The sequence below is a fragment of the Sinorhizobium psoraleae genome (assembly GCF_013283645.1).
GTDB lineage: Bacteria > Pseudomonadota > Alphaproteobacteria > Rhizobiales > Rhizobiaceae > Sinorhizobium > Sinorhizobium psoraleae.
Genome location: NZ_JABEKV010000008.1, coordinates 118954 through 135396 on the forward strand (window position 1 = coordinate 118954; position 16443 = coordinate 135396).

Sequence of the window (16443 nt, forward strand, 5' to 3'; positions counted from 1 at the left end):
ATTTCCATGAAAGCGATAGTAGTAACGGACCAGGCTGCGGGAACTGCCGGAATGAAGCTGGTGGAGCGACCCGAGCCGCAGGCAGCAATAAATGACGTCGTAGTTCAGGTCCATGCGGCGGGGTTCGTCAACACCGAACTGGATTGGCCTTCGACCTGGACCGATCGGGCCTTCCGTGACCGGACGCCATCGATCCTCGGCCATGAGCTGGCCGGTGTGATCACTGCGCTGGGCTATGGCACCACGGGGCTGTCGATCGGTCAGCGGGTATTCGGCCTGTCGGATTGGTATCGCGACGGCACACTCGCTGAATACGTCGCCATGGAAGCCCGCAACCTCGCGCCATTGCCCGGCGACGTCGACTTCACTGTGGGCGCAAGCTTGCCAATATCCGGCCTGACCGCATGGCAGGGACTGTTTCAGCATGGCCGCCTTCAGGCGGGACAGAGCGTCCTCGCACACGGCGCGGCTGGCGCCGTCGGCTCGATCGTGACGCAGCTCGCGAGGGAAGCCGGCGCCTATGTCATCGGCACCGGACGCGCCGCTGACCGCCAGAAGGCTCTGGACTTCGGTGCAAATGAATTCGTCGATCTTGCAAACGACACCCTGGAAGACGTCGGCGGCGTCGATCTGGTATTCGACGTTATCGGCGGCGATGTCCAGAAGCGGTCCGCAGCGCTGATCCGGGCCGGAGGAACGCTTGTGACAGCCGTCGGACCGACGGATATTCGACCTGCTGATGACCTCACGGTCGACTTCGTCGTCGAGGCTGATCGTGCCCAGCTATCCGAGATCGTTCAGCGGGTCCGGGACGGAAGACTGCGGACGAACATCGGCAAGGTTTCAAGTCTGGACGATGCGGTCGCCACATTCAATTCGACGGAGCGGCGCGCGGGAAAGACGGTCATCCGCGTTCTCCCGTGAGGACTCGGCGAGAATGAGGACATTCGCGGGGCACTTGAAGCTGCCGCATCTTCCTGACGGATTGGCCTCCACGCGCACTCCTTGGAGGGGTTCCCCTAAGGAGTGTGCAGTGCACACAAGCTGCGCATTCCTAGCGCCTCACGTTCGCTTACCCGCTCGTAGGGCCTTAGTCGTTCAGCGTTTTGCAGAGGCTAGGGCATCTCTCACGCCCGATATTGCAAAGAGGCTACTGACCGTCCTCGGTGGCTTGGCCGACCTCGGCGACAGACACAGCGCAGTGCTGAAACAAACTGATGCTTGCAAGTGAGTGCAAGGCAGGGCTTAGCGTTGCGTCAACCACGACAAGATGGCCGACTGCTTTCCGCCGACGGCAACTCTCTCCAGTGAGCATGACCGCCATCAATAGAGGCGCCACCGACAGCCGGAACGCTAGGATGCCATCTGCGCGCGCAGGCGGGGGCCGATCCAGTCAAGGAAGCACCGCACCTTCAGCGGCATGGGATCGGCTGGTCCATGGATAACGTTCACCGGCAGCGGTTCCGGTGCGAATTCGGTCAGCAATTCCTGCAGCGCGCCGGAGCGCAACTGGTCGGAGATCTGGTAAGACAGCACGCGGATAATGCCGATACCGGCCAGTGCACCCTGAATGGCAGCCTCTGTCGTATTGACCGCGAGTTTGGAGGGCGGCTCGACGGCAAAGGCCGCACCGTCCCGGCGGTAGCGCCATTCCGGCGCGGTCGCGAAGCCCTGGAAACTTATGCCGTCGTGTTGGGCGAGGTCATCCGGACGACGCGGCACTCCTCGGCGGGCGAGATAGTCGGGGCTCGCGCAGATCACCCGGCGGACGGCGCCCACGCGCGTTGCGATAAGCGCGCTGTCCGCCAGATGCCCGATGCGCAGGGCCACATCGACGTGCTCATCCGCGAGACTTAACTGCCGATCGACCAGGGTCAGCCGCAGGTTGATATCGGGTTGCTCCTTCAGGAATTCCAGCGCAATTGGCAGCAGATGGCGCTCGCCGAAGACAATCGGTGCGGTCACGTGCAGCCCGCCACGCAACGCACCATGATCGCCGCTGGCCTGCCGCTCCGCCGCGTCCAGTTCCTCCAGAATGCGACGTGACGCGGCGACGAAGGCGCGCCCCTCCTCCGTCAGGACGAGGCCCCGGCGAGTGCGCAGGACCAAGCGCACACCGAGGTGCTTTTCGAGATCGGCGACCTTGCGGCTGACCGTGGCGAGCGGTGCATTCAGCAGCCGCGCCCCGGCAGAGAGGCTGCCGGCGTCGACCACCGCTAACAGCACCGACATTGCTTCAAACCGATCCATCGAATCCTTCCGGAAATTGAGAGGAAAGTTCCCGAATGGGCAGGATATCCCATTGGTTGTGGATATCATAGCTTTCGGGTCGTCCAGGGGCGCTGCCCGGCTCCCCGCATTGCCGATGATCAGGAGGAAGACCTCATGCCTCAACTTTCACGTCGTGCCTTTGCAGGCGCTCTTCCACTCGGCCTCCTCGGGGGAAGCCTGCTCGGGGGAGGACTGATCGGTGGCGCGCCCGCGCTTGCCGCGACGCAAGTTACCGCCAAGTCGCCTGTCAGCGTTACGCCGCTCGCGCAGATCCGCATCGGTCGCTTCACGGTGACGGCCTTGACCGATGGCTATGCCGATATGCCCTACGACTATTTTCCGGGACGCGCCGCGGCCGAGGTCGAGCAGGCGGCAATCGCGCAGTTCACCGCCCGGCCGAGTGGGGTGCGGTTCCTCTTCAACCAGTATCTCGTCGAGGATGGCGAGCGCCGCATCCTGATCGATGCCGGGCCAGCGGGCTCGATCGGGCAGACCGGCGAACTGCCGCAGGCGCTCGGCGCGCTCGGCCTGCAGCGCGACCAGATCGACGCGGTGATCGTGACGCATATGCATCAGGACCACATGGGCGGTCTGATCGTCGGAGGCAAGAACAACTACCCCAAGGCGGAGCTCTACATCGATCGTCGCGACGTCACCCATTGGACCGACCCGGCCAAGCGCAGCGGCGCGCCCGATTATCTGCAGACCAGCTTCAAGATGGCGGAAGACGTTGTTCGCCTTTATCCGAAACTGCAAGCAATTGACGGAGAGCGCGAAATTGTGCCGGGCGTCTCGATTGTCGACCTCACCGGCCATACGCCCGGCCATATCGGCGTCCGGGTCGAAGATGGCGGACAGAGCCTCATCATGGTTTCCGATATGATCTTTCCCGTCGTCCATCCGGGGGCGACCGATGTTTTCTTCCTGTTCGAGCAGGATCCTGCAGCGGCCAAAGCGATGCGCGACCGGTTTTTCCCTCGCGCCGCTTCGGAAGGCGCGCTCATCGCTGCCACGCACATGCCTTTCCCCGGGCTCGGCCGTGTCGTCGCCGATCGTGGGGAGGTGCGTTGGCAGGTCGCAGACTGGGCCTTGCAGGACTGATGTCCGCTCTCGGCGATCTTAAGGGGAGAAATTGCCAAGCAGTGATTTCGGCTAGCCAAAGACAGATCCGGACTCGCACCGTGAGACAAAGATGCGAGTCTGCCTGTTCCACGCACGGAGATTAGGCATGCCATATCATTTCCTGGAGGTTGCTGTGACGCGGAGCGTCAGAGCCGCTCAGGCGGACATGGGCGCGGACCAGATCTGGCTGGGCGCTGACAGCCGCCCTTCAGACACGTTCACAGAAGACGAGACCGCCTTCATCGCCTCACGTGACAGCTTCTATATGGCATCGGTCTCCGAGACAGGTTGGCCATACGTTCAACATCGTGGGGGAAAAGTCGGCTTCCTCAAGGTCGTCGATCAGCGAACACTGGCCTTCGCCGACTACCGAGGTAATCGTCAGTACATCAGCGCCGGCAATTTTGCGGCTAACGATCGGGCCTGCCTGTTCCTGATGGATTATGTGCGGCGGGCCCGGCTCAAAATCTATGCGCATGTGGAGCGACTGGCGTTTGATGCCGACCAGGAACTCACGGATCTGGTGTCCGACGTGAACTACAAAGGAAGGGCAGAACGGATCTTCAGGCTTCGGCTCGAGGCGTTCGATTGGAATTGCCCACAGCACATCATCCCGCGCTACACCGAGCAGCAGGTTGAACAAGCTGTCTCTCCCCTTCGTGAGCGACTGCAGCGATTAGAAACCGAGAACGCGACCTTGCGCGCGCGGTTGGAGAACGCTGAAAGATGACCGAAGCTCAACGACCACCCCTTCCCCCTTTTACGCTTGAAAGCGCAGTCGAGAAAGTCAGGCTTGCTGAGGACGGCTGGAACAGTCGCGACCCAGCGCGGGTCGCTTTGGCTTATACTGTAGATAGCCAGTGGCGTAACCGCGCTGAATTTATTACCGGGCGGGAAGCGATCATAGCGTTCCTTTCGACAAAATGGCGGCGAGAGCTGGATTACCGGTTGATCAAGGAACTCTGGGCCTTTGGCGGCAACCGGATTGCCGTTAGGTATGCATACGAGTGGCATGACGACAGTGGGAACTGGTTCAGATCGTTCGGGAACGAGAACTGGGAGTTCGACGACAGTGGCCTGATGCAAAAGCGCTATGCCTGCATCAACGACCTACCTGTCCGCGCCGAGGACCGCTGCTTCCACTGGCCGCTTGGTCGCAGGCCAGATGATCATCCCGGACTTAGTGAATTCGCATTTTAAGCGGTTCAGAGCCTCCAACCCATCCTAACTATCAAGGAGCCGAGGTGCGGTTTCTCGACACTGCCCAATTTGCGCTGGAAACGCATGTGCACGAAGTCTGCGTTGAGATCATTGCTCTTTTAAACGAGTAAGCGGTTTTATTATCCATTGGCCCTTGAAGGGGCGGCGGCTCAGGAGCCTCTCTTGAATTCTCACTTCTCACAACGCTCTTCCCCGACGAAGGAAGACGCCATTGAGGCCAAGGCCTTCGTGGATCTGCACAGGGTCTCACCCGAACATCTCCGGGTTGAGGAACAGTTCGAGTGCGTTTCCATCAACGGGGGATGCGCGATCTCGCTGCCAAGCGCACCTGCGATCGGGCTAAATCGGGTTCTGGGGCTAGGGTCCGTTGCGGATCTAGACAAAGCACACAACTGGATGGGTCGAAAGGCGGGGAACCGGTTCCTGCAATTGAATGTAGACACCGCCTCTGACGAGGTAAGAACCTGGATTCAATGTAAGGATCTGCTCGAACATGGTCCCGGCTGGGCAAAGCTCACCCGCAGCGCGCCCCTGGGCAGCCTCAAGCCGCCCGGCAATCTCCGTACCCGGAGGGTACAAATTGACGAAGCGCCGATCTTCGGATCGATGATGTGCAAAGGATTCGATTTTCCGCAAACCCTGGCCTCCCTTTGGTCATCCATTGTGGGCAAAGAGGGCTGGTCGTGCTTTTTCGCTTTGGATGGGGAAACCCCTATCGGAACTGGCGCCATGTACGCGTCCGGGACGTACGCGTGGTTAGGTGGTGGTACCACACTCCCCGAGTTCCGAAATCGTAGCGTTCAAAAAGCGCTCATCCAGACCCGCACCGAGCACGGGATCGCGCAAGGCGTCTCGACATTCGTTGTCGAAACAGAAGTGCCCTCGCATGGTAAACCCAATATTTCCTATGCAAACCTCAGGAAGATGGGTTTTCAGCACGCGTATGACCGCAGGAACTTCAAGCTGTGAAACATTGATGACTGTCTTTCCTTGGGCGATCTGGTGGGCGAGATGCGGACGACGATGGAGCCGGAATGGTCGAGGCAGTTTGATCTTGACCCGGCTCCGATCTTGCTGCCGCGCGGGGGCGCTGGCGAAGTCCTGCCAGCCTGGCTGACAACGTCGATGTCCCGACGCCGCGCTCAACGCGGTGCCACGCTCAGTCGTTCGAGGAATTCAATTGCGGCCTCGACACCCCGTTCCCTCGCTAAGGCCGTGCTCAGCTCCGCCGCGCGAGCCCGCATGGTAGCCGCGTCCATCGTTTTCAGCGCTTTTGCCAGCCCGGCAGCGCTGAGCGTCTTCCAGGCGAGTGGGGCGGGACCAGTGCCAAGCGTCGCTACCCGCCTGCCCCAGAAGGGCTGGTCGCCGAAGAAAGGGAAGATCTGCGTGGGCAGCCCTGCACGAAGGCACGCCGCGGTCGTTCCTGCTCCCCCGTTGGTGGATGGCCGCACTTGCCCGTGGCAACAACCCATCGTGTGGCGCGCTGGTCAGGAAGAACGCACGTGAGGTCGCATCCACTCTACCGATCGTGCCGCCCCCGCCGGCCAGCGGGGCCCGCTTGCCCGTGATTTCGAGGGCCTTCAGGATCATGTCCGTCATCGCCGAAGGGTCGATCCCCGGCATGCTCCCGAAACCGAAATAGACGGGTGGGGACCCAGCGCCTCGTCAGGTTGCCAATCGGGGCCGTCGAGGAACCAATATCCGGTGACCAGCACGTCCGGACCCCAGTCCGTCGGTTTCGGGAGTACTGCGGGGCTATAGGCGTAAAGTGTACCTGCCGCCGGCTTGCGAGTAGTCTTTCCAGATAGGCCGAGTGTGTTTGCGCGCCACGCCTGGACCTCATGTCCACGCGCCATCGGGCCCATAGCCAACGCAATGTGAGGCTGGACGTCACCGCGTGCCGAGGGTTTCAATTGCGATACGCATGGACCCTCAGTACACCATGCGTAGCGAATGTCCGGTCGTTGCGATGCTGACCCTATACCGGCCGGTCGGGTGTCGGCCCACCGCTGACAGCTTCGCGCCCCATACGGGTCATCGAGCCACCTGTCGCTGTTGCTGCAAAGGGACGCAGTGACAACGCGGGCCGTAGTTGCGCCCCCATTTCGGACGTTTGCACAATTGACCGCACGTCGCAAAAGCGGACGTCGCGTCGTTCCGACAAACTTGACGCGACGACGAGAATTCCTAGTCGACAAAAATGCATCCCGGTGCGATCGTTTGTTTGTAATCGCAGACCTATGGCGTGAAGCCTGGAATTGACCTCCCGCGACGACTTGGTATTCCTTACCTACACGTCGAAATTTGTCGGCAAGACAATCATGTCCCGGATCGTGACGTTTCGGGGGCGGGTCAGCATGAAGATAATGGCATCGGAGACCTCTGAGGGCTCGATCAGACTTCCATTAGCTTTTGCCTTCTCAAGGTTTTCCGCGGGCCAATCGGCAAGCAGAGCGGAAACGACCGGACCAGGCGAGACCTGGCTGACCCTGATGCCGTGGTTTTTCAATTGCCGGCGCATGATTTGGACGAAACTGGTAATCGCCCATTTGGAGCTGGAATAGACCGGCTCCCACTGAATCGGCGCGTGGCCCGCTACGGAGCAAGTGACCAAAATGTCCCCGGTTCCGCGCTCCATCATATGCGGAACGATGTCGCGGACGTTCTTCATGACGGCGTTTACGTTGAGATTCAGCATCCGATCCATCGTCGCGGTATCGGTATCGATAAGATTCCCGCCAATGTATGACCCTGCATTGCAGTGCAGTATGTCGACGTGATCGACCTTTGCCAGGATTTCCGGCACCATGGCCGCACAACTTGCGGCGTCCAGAAGATCGGTGACCTGTGTGACTACGGCGTCGCCGAACTCGGCAGCGTACGTTTCCAGCGCCTGTCTGTTGTAGTCCACCATCACGACCTTGGCGCCGGCATCGATCAGGGCGCGGGTCGTCGCCAGCCCGATACCGGAAGCTGCACCGGTGACCGCAGCGATCTTTCCTTCGAGTAGTTTAGTCATCATCTTGTCTCGCCTTTTTGACTTTCAGACAGCAAGGAAGCCGCCATCGACTGGCAGGACTGCGCCACTGATCATGGGCGCGTCCTCTGAAATAAGCAGTGCGATCGAGCGTGCGACATCGTCGACCTCTGCAAAGCGCGCCATGGGGTGGCGAACAATCATGGGGTCACGCTTGGAAGGCTCGGACCACGCCTTCGCGGCAAGCTCCGTCATGGTAACCGTAGGCGCCACGGCATTGACCCGGATTCCATAGGGGCCGAGTTCCTTGGCCATGACACGTGTCGCGCCTTCCAGTCCCGCCTTCGAAGCGGCGTAAGCCACGTGATCCACGAAACCACGATGTCCGGCGATCGAGGTCACATTCACGATCGTACCGCCGCCGCCGTTTGAAATGCGAGCCCGCGCGAACTCCTGCGCACAAATCAGCGCGGCCCGCAGGTTGATGCCGAGGACCTGCTCATAGCCCTCCTCCGTCATATCGATGACGCTCTCAAGCACGTTGGTTCCCGCGCAATTGATCAGCGCGTCTGCCAGTCCCGCTTTCTTCATGGCGGCGCGTGCTGCTGCATTGTCGGCGAGATTGACTGATATTACGGTCGCGCCGAACTTTGCCGCAAGATCATCAAGATCGGCCTGCGAACGCGACAAGCCTACGATTCGTGCGCCACGGTGGGTGAGCAGTTCAACGCAGGCGCGACCGATACCCTTGCCAGCACCCGTGATGATTACCGTTTTTCCTGTAAAGTCCGACATGGTTGATCCTTCCGATGCCTGTTGCTCAGAACGGGAGTCTTTGCTCGGTTTGCTTGTCGAACACATGAGCCGCGGCAGGATCGACGTCGAGCCGTATCCTGTCGCCCGGCTTCAGCGCGTGGCGCTCGCGAAAGGCGCACAAGACCCGCTTGCCCGCCAATCGGGCTGCCAGGAGAATTTCGGCTCCCGTCGGCTCGATCAACTCGACAGTTGCCGGTACGCCCGTATCGCCATTCGACAGTATCCACTGGTCAGGACGTACCCCGTATATCACCTCCTGGCCGTTACTCGCCCGCGTGCCTTGTGGAAGGGGAAGGGCCGACCCTTCAGCGAGCCGCGCTGAGTTCAAAGAGAGATCGATTGTGGCCGGTAGCATGTTCATCGCCGGCGATCCGATGAAGCCGGCGACGAAGGTATTTGCCGGCCTGTCGTAAAGCTCTAGTGGCGCACCGATCTGCTCCACCTTGCCGTCACGAAGCACTACAATGCGGTCCGCCATTGTCATGGCTTCAATCTGGTCATGCGTGACGTACACGGAAGTAGCGCCGAGGCGCTGGTGAAGAGCTTTGATCTCAGAACGCATATCTACGCGCAACGCGGCGTCCAAGTTTGACAGCGGCTCGTCGAAAAAGAAAGCCTTTGGGCGGCGAACCATCGCGCGCCCCATGGCAACACGCTGCCGCTGGCCTCCAGAGAGCGCCTTCGGATATCGGTCGAGATAGGGCGTAAGCCGCAACATCTCGGCAGCCTTGTCGACCTTCGCGTTGCGATCCGCAAGATTTTCGCCGCGCAACTTCAGTGCGAAGGCCATGTTCTCCCGAACGGTCATATGCGGATAGAGCGCGTAGTTCTGGAACACCATCGCCACGTCACGGTCCTTGGCGGCGATGTTGTCGACGCGATGTCCGCCAAGCTTGATCGTGCCGCCGGTGATCTCCTCAAGGCCGGCAAGCGATCGCAGCAGCGTGGATTTGCCGCAACCGGAGGGACCAACCAGTACGACGAACTCACCGTCGGCTATATCGAACGAGATCTCGCGCAGTGCGTGATAGGAGCCGTAATGCTTGTCGACCTGGTCGAGCTCGATCGTCGCCATGTATCAATCCTTAGTCAGTTGTGGCGGCATGGCCGCCGATCATTCGGGACGGGTCCACGGGCAGCTTCACCATGAGGTGTATCCTGCATCCGCAACGACGATGCTGCCGGTCATCAGGCTGGCGGCATCGGAGGCCAGGAACAGGACGACAGACGCAATTTCCTCGACTTCGCCCATGCGCTTCATCGGCGTCATGTACATCCAGTCCTTGTCCCACCCGGTCCTCTCGATGGCGGTCTTCGTCATGTCGGTCGCGATATAGGTCGGCGCGACGGCGTTGACGCGGACGCCCCGTTCGGCCCATTCGGCTGCAAGCGACTTCGTCAGCATGTGAACGGCACCCTTCGAGGCGTTGTAACCCGCTTGCGGCTGCGGCCGGTTGGCGATGATTCCGGACATCGAACCGATATTGACGATCGAGCCCTTGCCCGCCTTCAGCATCAGGTTTCCGAAGGCGCGATTGCTCCAGAACACGCCGTTGAGGTTCACGTTTGCGACTCTCAGCCAGTCCGCATCGGACATCTCCTCCGCCGGGCTGTGCGAAGCGATGCCGGCATTGGCGACCAGAATGTCCACGCGACCAAGCTTTGTCGCGATCGCCGCCGCGACACGGTCGGTTTCGCCGGAATCGGTCACGTCGAGACGAATGAATTCGGCCTTTCGCCCGATCGCGGCGAGCTTCGAGACGGCTGACTGACCGAGCTCTTCATCAAGGTCAGTCAGCACGACATGCGCGCCGGCTTCCGATAGGGCATCAGCGCAGGCATAGCCGATGTTGCGCCCCGCGCCGGTGACGACCGCCACTCTTCCACTGAGATCTAACTTCCGCAGGTACATGCTACTTCCCAAGCTCGATCTGGATCTTCACGGAGGACGGCTTCGGTCGCACGGCGTAATCGAACGCTTCGACAGAATCCTCGAAGGCGTAGGTATCGGTGACCAGCGCATCGACGTTGATCAGGTTCGATCCCAATAGCGCGACGATGCGCGGGTAGACATGGGCGTAGCGGAACACGTGTTCGATGCGCAGTTCTTTGGTCTGGGCGATGACGACATCGAGCGGGGCCGGCTTCAGGGGCATGCCGACAAAGACGATGGCGCCGCCGGGGCAACCATGGTGCACCGTGTCTGCGATCACTTCGGCCGCACCGGAACATTCGAAGACGACATCGACGCCCCAGCCGTCGGTTTCGCGGGCTATGACACTCTTCAGGTCCTGCGAGCGGACGTTGACGGTCATGATGGCAGGGCCGAGCCTGCGCGCCACGGCAAGCTTTTCGTCGACAACGTCGGTAACGATAACTCTGGCGCAGCCAGCCGACAGCGCCGCGATCGCTGTCACCATGCCGATCGGCCCGGCACCCGTGACCAGCGCCATCGCACCGGGCGTCAGCCTCGCCTTGGAGACTGCTTGAAAGCCTACAGCCAGCGGCTCGACCATGGCGCCAGCGGCGTAGGAAACATTGTCCGGAAGCTTAAAGGTGAAGGCCGCCGGGTGGACCACGCTCGGTCTCAGTACGCCATGCACCGGCGGCGTCGCCCAGAAGCGCACCGCGGGATCGAGATTGTAGAGACCCAGCCGCGACGCGCGACTTTGAGGGTCGGGAATGCCGGGCTCCATGCAAACGCGGTCGCCCACTTTCAGGTTCTGGACCGCGCTGCCGACCTCTTCGATGATGCCGGCGGCTTCGTGGCCGAGGATCATCGGCTCGCGCACAACAAAAGGGCCGATCGCGCCGTGGGTGTAATAGTGAACGTCCGATCCACAGACGCCAACGGTCTTGATGGCAATGCGCACGTCGGTGGGACCGAGCACCTCCTTCGGGTCCAGGTCGCGAATGCGCAGTTCGTCTTTGCGTTCGAGGACGAGCGATCTCATGTTTTCAGCCCTTTCGGATAATGAACACGGCCAGCGCCAGGCAGAGCACCGTCGCCACCCATAGGGGCAACACGCCCTCCAGGAAGCGCATCCATAGAAGATGCACCAGGATCAGGATCACGACCGAGATGAAGCCCCTGTCGAAGCCGTTGGCTCGGATCGGCAGGAATCCGTCGCGTTCGGTTTTCTGGGGTTGAATGCCAGCCATCATCTTACCCTTTCAATGCGCCGAACGTCAGGCCAGTCACGATGTGCTTCTGGACGAAGCCGAGCACGATTAAGGCCGGGAGCGTGGTCAGGAACGCCATCGCCGCCATCTCGCCCCAGTTCGTTCCGGTGACCGAGACATATTCAGCAAGCGCTGTCGTCACGGTCCTTGCGTCAGCCGACGACGTTAGGGTCGCTGCGAATAGGTACTCGTTCCAGGCGAAAATCCAGGTCAGGATGAAGGTGACGGCCAACCCCGGCCGCGCCAGCGGCAGGATGACGTTGGACAACACCTGGCCGGTTGTCGCACCATCGACCCGCGCCGCTTCGTCAAGCTCCAGCGGAATCCCGTCGAGCATGCCCTTCAAGAGCCAGATGGCGAAGGGCAGGTTGAAGACGCAATACAGCAGGATCAGGCCAATCTTCGTGTCGAACAGCATGAAATCGCCGAACACGAACCACTTGGTGAACAGCAGGAAGAGCGGCAGCAGGAACACGGCGGGCGGCGCCATGCGGTTGGTGATCAGCCAGAAAAACACGTTGTCACCGCCGCTGATTTTGTAACGCGACAGCCCGAACGCCGCGAGCAGGCCGAGCGCGCACACCAGCGCTGCGTTCGATGTCGCCACGATCAGCGAATTCCAGAGATACTGCAGGAAGGTCGAGCTATTCAGCACCGCCAAGAAATTGTCCCAGTAAAGATCGTCGATGAGGAACGACTTCGAATAAAGCTTCACGCGGGGGCGCATCGAAACTATCAGCATCCACCAGACCGGAAGCAGTGTCAGAATGGTCAGACATATCCAAAGGAGGAAGGAGGCTATACCGGAGCGTCTCATTGTGCGCCTCCCTTGCGGCCGGTCATGGCGACGAACAGCAGCCAGCTCAGAACGATCGTGACGTAAAGCGTCAGCAGCGACATGGCCGCGCCGTAGCCGTAATCGGTCTTCGGAAAGACGTTGATCCAGATATGAAGTCCGATGAACCGGGTCGCCTCAGCCGGACCACCCTTGGTCAGCATCCAGATTTCGTCGACCGAGCGCAACGCGTCCATCAGCCGGATGAAGACGGTTGTCAGCAGCACCGGCTTCAACATCGGAACGATCACGTACCAGAAAATCTGCAGCTTGTTGCCGCCGTCGATCTGCGCCTGTTCGAGCGGTTCTTTCGGCAAGGCGGTCAGTCCCGCCATAAGCGACAGCGTGACGAACGGCGTCCAGTGCCACAGGTCCATGATGATCGCCGTTGCGAAGGCGTGATAGGCATTGGTCGAGATGTTGTAGTCGATGCCGAACCACAGTTTAAGGTAATAGGGCACGATGCCGAAGCCCGGAACGCAAAGCAGCCGCCAGGTAGCGCCGACTGCAATGGGCGCGACAACGATCGGCAATGTGTGGATAGTGCGAAAGAACTGCCGGCCCCACAGGCGGTCTGCCATCAGCGCGCGGGCCAGGACATAGCCTAACAACAGTTCGCTCACAACGACGAAGAAGGCGAAAACCAGCGTGCGCGCAAGCGAGTTCAGGAATGTCGTGTCAAAAACGAGGCTGCGATAATTCTGGAGGCCAGCCCAGCGCAGGGTGGGATCGACTGCGTTGGTGTTCCAGTCGAAGAAGCCGACATAGAGAATGTAGATGAAGGGAACGAATCCGACAACGAACAGGATTAGCGTGGCTGGTGCTAGAAATAGCCATCCGATGTTGGATTGTCTCATCCTGCGCTCCGTCAGATCGTGCTTGAGTCTTATTCGCCCGACTACCAGCGTCGCGGTCAGGCCCGCAAACCGCAGTCAGGAAAGGGGCGGCCACCTTGCTGAAGGCGACCGCCAACCGCCGGGAGGTGCGGTCTTTTACTTGCGGTAGCCGAGCTTCACGAGTTCAGCTTCGGCTGCGGTGGCGGCCTGGTCCAGCGCATCGTCCGGCTTGATCTCACCGACGATCGCTTTGTAGATGAACGGCGCAACTACCTGCAGAACTTGCGAATGGAACGGGAACGGCGGAGCTCCGGCGAACAGCTTTCCATCCTCACGCATCTGCGTGTAGTAGCCGTTCATCTTCTTGTCCTGATCGGCGATCTTGGGATCGTCGTAGGTCGAGTTCATGACGATGCGGGAGCCGGCCAGCGCCCAGTCGCTCTGCACTGAAGCCTGCCCGATATACTGCAGGAATAGCAGCGACGCGTCCTTGTTCTTGGACGAGTGCGGGATGCCGAACGCGCCACCATCGTAGTAGCCGATATATCCTTTGCCGGATTCGGCGGCCTCCATGACACCCGCCTCAACCGGAGGCAATGACACTCCCACCTTGCCGACGACGGTCGATTTGCTTTCGTCGGTAGCGATCCACGCAGCGTTTTCACCGTAGACGAGGCCTTGGGCTGCGCGGCCGGCGGCAAATGTCCCGGCAACCTCGTCCCAAGTGGATGACGTCGATTCCGGCGGCGCATATTTCAGCAGGCCGACCCAGTAGTTAAGCGCCTTCTTCGCGGCGGCCGAGTTCATCTGGCCGCCGTTAGCTTCGGTAGCCGCGAAGGTCATGCCATCGATGCCCCAGTTGTACACGCCGAAGGTCGGCGCGACCGACTCGAAGAATTCGTAGAAGGCGGCGGGGTGGCTCGACGAGGCCTGTACGGTGGTTCCCCAGAGCTCCTTGTCTGCGCCGTATTCGGTGAAGAACTTGGCGATCTGGGTATACTCCTCATGCGTCGTCGCGGGCTTCAGATCCGCGCCGGTGGAATCCTTGTAGGCTTTCTGGATCGCCGGATCATCGAAAAGATCCTTGCGGTAGAGGTAAGGCTTGATGAATGCTTCCATGGGGACACCCATGACATTGCCCGACTTCGGATCCTTGAAATAGTTCACGAAAGTGGTGAAATTCTCCGGCTTGAAGTCCGGCGAAGCGATCTTTGCATTATCGGCGAGCGACTTGGTGATATCGACCAGGAAGTTGCGGGCTAAATACGTATATACGATGTCCTGCTCGATATAGACGAAGTCATAGATGCCGGTATTGGCCTCCATGTCCTTGATCGCCTTGTCGTACATCTGATCCCAAGATGTGGCCTCGAATTCCACCTTGATGCCGGTCTCTTCGGTGAATTTCGGACCGAGTACCTGCTCGACATATTTCGACGCTGGGGTCGATTCCGAGATGCCCCGGATGGTCGCGCCCTGATAGGGCTGGGCGGCAGTTTTCCACCAGGAATCCTGAGCAAGAGCGGTCGAGCTCCAAAGGCCAAGCGAGATAAAGCCGACGCCCACGGCTTTGACAAAACTGTTCATTGTTCTCCTCCATGTGGATCGCAAAATCGGTCCGGTTGTGCGTTCTAAACTCTCCTCCGACACGCTCAACGGACCTCAATAGTTGTAGAAAGAAAGGGTGGACACAAGCGCGGTCGTTGCGCGATACTGATACTCTCATGCGCGAAATGACGAATTCACGCATGAAATCTTGTGTGCGTTGCACAATCTAGTATTACTTGTCAGCGTAACGAGGATGCCGGGAAGCACGGGAGGACGTCCGCAATGTCAGTTGTTTCGCCGACGGTCGCGAGATTTGAATATGTCTTGACCGGCGCGGACGAGTCTTTCCTCTGGCGCCGCGACGACTATCCATGGGAACGCAACGTCTGGAATTTCCACCCGGAGGTGGAGATCCACTACATTCCCAACGCCAGCGGCGTCCTACTTGCAGGCGATCATGTCGGCGCGTTTTCGCCGGGCCATATTTCCGTCATCGGCAGCAACCTGCCGCACGACTGGGTGACGCCGCTCGGACCGGATGAGCGCATTCCAGGACGCGACATCGTCATCCAGTTTCTGCCGGCCAAGCTGGAGCAGGCTTCGGCCTTCCTGCCGGAACTGGCGGGGCTGCGTGATTTTCTCACCCGCGCGCAGCGGGGGCTCTCCTTCAAAGGCCGGGCGCGGGAACAGGCCGAGGCGCTGATACTCGACATGGAGTTCCAGACCGGCTCGGTGCGGCTTTCGACCTTCCTGTCATTGTTGTCGCTGCTGCGAGACACGGACGAGTTCGATACGCTGTCTTCAGAGGCCTATGTGCCGGACCTGAGCTATGGCTCGCTCGAAACCCTGCAACAGGTTTTCGCGTATATCTTTGCCAATCTATCGGAAGATATCCGGTTGCCGGACATGGCTCGCATGGTCGGGATGAGCGACAGCGCTTTCTCGCGATTCTTCAAGAAGAACAGCGGCCACAGCTTCACCGACCACGTCAACAAGCTTCGTATCTGGAAGGCGGGTCAGCTATTGACCGATACCTCTCTTCCGATAACCGACATCTGCTTCGAGGTGGGCTATCGCAATCTGTCAAATTTCAACCGGGTGTTTCTCCGCCACCACAACCTAACACCTACAAAATACCGGAAACTGTCCACCAACCGTAGAACCGTTCCGTTACCTCAGACAGCGACAGACCATATTCCTGTGCAGTGAGCCTAGCGATTAGTCGAGGATACTTCGCTCGGCGGGAAGGTGAATTTTCTCCTCGCAACTTCATTATGCCTAGACTCAGGCCTACTCCTTTCGGACGCGACGAGCCGTCAATGAGTTCGCATTTCGAAATCGGGAGGGCATATAAGTCCTCGGCAATAGGCCCCCTCGGCAATGAGTGCATATTCGCCGCGGGACGTCGATGGCAAGAGCACGGCGCCCACTCGCTGCGCAGGACAAAAGCGTCCATCATGAACAAGGTGACTGGCGATCTACATGCCATGTTGATTTTCCTCGGCACACCGAAATCGAGAAAACGTTTTGCTACCTTGGCGTCGACGTCGAGGACGCGCTGGCTCGCCGAGTCGACCGAGGTCTAGCCGAGCGGCCAAAGAACCGCCGAGCGCGCAATGGGTTCGGACGGGTAA

General features: G+C 60.0%; 17 protein-coding genes. 6 read left to right on the forward strand and 11 right to left on the reverse strand.

Going from position 1 to position 16443, the window contains the following annotated elements; genetic code table 11:
* The first annotated feature begins 6 nt into the window (after positions 1-6).
* On the forward strand, positions 7-924 hold the full coding sequence (locus ILFOPFJJ_RS29350; protein ID WP_173514042.1) for an NADP-dependent oxidoreductase: 918 nt from the start codon (positions 7-9) through the stop codon (positions 922-924).
* A 429-nt stretch (positions 925-1353) separates the two neighbouring features.
* On the opposite strand, the gene ILFOPFJJ_RS29355 is transcribed toward ILFOPFJJ_RS29350, so the two are convergent.
* On the reverse strand, positions 1354-2250 hold the full coding sequence (locus ILFOPFJJ_RS29355; RefSeq protein WP_173514043.1) for a LysR family transcriptional regulator: 897 nt from the start codon (positions 2248-2250) through the stop codon (positions 1354-1356).
* Between the two features lie 135 nt (positions 2251-2385).
* On the opposite strand from ILFOPFJJ_RS29355, the gene ILFOPFJJ_RS29360 reads away from it, so the two are divergent.
* The 4 genes from ILFOPFJJ_RS29360 (at position 2386) to ILFOPFJJ_RS29375 (ending at position 5583) form a co-directional block, all read left to right on the forward strand.
* Positions 2386-3372: an MBL fold metallo-hydrolase gene (locus ILFOPFJJ_RS29360; RefSeq protein ID WP_173514044.1), complete on the forward strand. Its 987-nt coding sequence runs from the start codon at positions 2386-2388 to the stop codon at positions 3370-3372.
* 127 nt (positions 3373-3499) lie between these two features.
* The gene (locus ILFOPFJJ_RS29365; RefSeq protein WP_173514045.1) at positions 3500-4123 is read left to right on the forward strand and encodes a pyridoxamine 5'-phosphate oxidase family protein; all 624 of its coding nucleotides are present in this window, start codon (positions 3500-3502) and stop codon (positions 4121-4123) included.
* Complete coding sequence (locus tag ILFOPFJJ_RS29370; protein ID WP_173514046.1) at positions 4120-4593, forward strand: nuclear transport factor 2 family protein; 474 nt, start codon at positions 4120-4122, stop codon at positions 4591-4593. Before ILFOPFJJ_RS29365 ends, ILFOPFJJ_RS29370 begins: the two co-directional genes overlap by 4 nt.
* Before the next feature lie 183 nt (positions 4594-4776).
* Positions 4777-5583 (forward strand): GNAT family N-acetyltransferase, encoded by an 807-nt coding sequence (locus ILFOPFJJ_RS29375; RefSeq protein ID WP_246299891.1) that lies wholly within the window; start codon positions 4777-4779, stop codon positions 5581-5583.
* Positions 5584-5756: 173 nt separating this feature from the next.
* Here ILFOPFJJ_RS29375 and ILFOPFJJ_RS36580 read toward each other — a convergent pair whose 3' ends face one another.
* The 10 genes from ILFOPFJJ_RS36580 to ILFOPFJJ_RS29425 form a co-directional block, all read right to left on the reverse strand.
* Positions 5757-6086 carry a nucleotide disphospho-sugar-binding domain-containing protein gene (locus ILFOPFJJ_RS36580; protein ID WP_376741465.1) on the reverse strand — a complete coding sequence of 110 codons (330 nt, stop codon included), beginning with the start codon at positions 6084-6086 and terminating at the stop codon, positions 5757-5759.
* Positions 6087-6904: 818 nt separating this feature from the next.
* Entirely contained in the window at positions 6905-7633 is a 729-nt protein-coding gene (locus tag ILFOPFJJ_RS29385) for an SDR family oxidoreductase (protein WP_173514094.1), read from the reverse strand.
* 24 nt (positions 7634-7657) lie between these two features.
* On the reverse strand, positions 7658-8386 hold the full coding sequence (locus ILFOPFJJ_RS29390; protein ID WP_173514048.1) for an SDR family oxidoreductase: 729 nt from the start codon (positions 8384-8386) through the stop codon (positions 7658-7660).
* Positions 8387-8411: 25 nt separating this feature from the next.
* Complete coding sequence (locus ILFOPFJJ_RS29395) at positions 8412-9482, reverse strand: ABC transporter ATP-binding protein (protein WP_173514049.1); 1071 nt, start codon at positions 9480-9482, stop codon at positions 8412-8414.
* 66 nt (positions 9483-9548) lie between these two features.
* Positions 9549-10319, reverse strand: coding sequence for an SDR family NAD(P)-dependent oxidoreductase (locus ILFOPFJJ_RS29400; protein ID WP_173514050.1), 771 nt, complete (start codon positions 10317-10319; stop codon positions 9549-9551).
* 1 nt (position 10320) lies between these two features.
* Complete coding sequence (locus ILFOPFJJ_RS29405; protein WP_173514051.1) at positions 10321-11361, reverse strand: NAD(P)-dependent alcohol dehydrogenase; 1041 nt, start codon at positions 11359-11361, stop codon at positions 10321-10323.
* Positions 11362-11365: 4 nt separating this feature from the next.
* A complete protein-coding gene (locus ILFOPFJJ_RS29410) occupies positions 11366-11569 on the reverse strand; it encodes a DUF2160 family membrane protein (protein ID WP_376741466.1) in 204 nt (67 codons plus the stop codon).
* A gap of 4 nt (positions 11570-11573) precedes the next feature.
* Positions 11574-12407: a carbohydrate ABC transporter permease gene (locus ILFOPFJJ_RS29415; protein ID WP_173514053.1), complete on the reverse strand. Its 834-nt coding sequence runs from the start codon at positions 12405-12407 to the stop codon at positions 11574-11576.
* Entirely contained in the window at positions 12404-13282 is an 879-nt protein-coding gene (locus tag ILFOPFJJ_RS29420) for a carbohydrate ABC transporter permease (RefSeq protein WP_173514054.1), read from the reverse strand. The genes ILFOPFJJ_RS29415 and ILFOPFJJ_RS29420 overlap by 4 nt, the downstream gene beginning before the upstream one ends.
* Positions 13283-13417: 135 nt before the next feature.
* Complete coding sequence (locus ILFOPFJJ_RS29425; protein WP_173514055.1) at positions 13418-14848, reverse strand: extracellular solute-binding protein; 1431 nt, start codon at positions 14846-14848, stop codon at positions 13418-13420.
* A 243-nt stretch (positions 14849-15091) separates the two neighbouring features.
* Here ILFOPFJJ_RS29425 and ILFOPFJJ_RS29430 point away from each other — a divergent pair, with 243 nt between their 5' ends.
* Entirely contained in the window at positions 15092-16018 is a 927-nt protein-coding gene (locus ILFOPFJJ_RS29430; protein WP_173514056.1) for an AraC family transcriptional regulator, read from the forward strand.
* Positions 16019-16443: the final 425 nt, after the last annotated feature.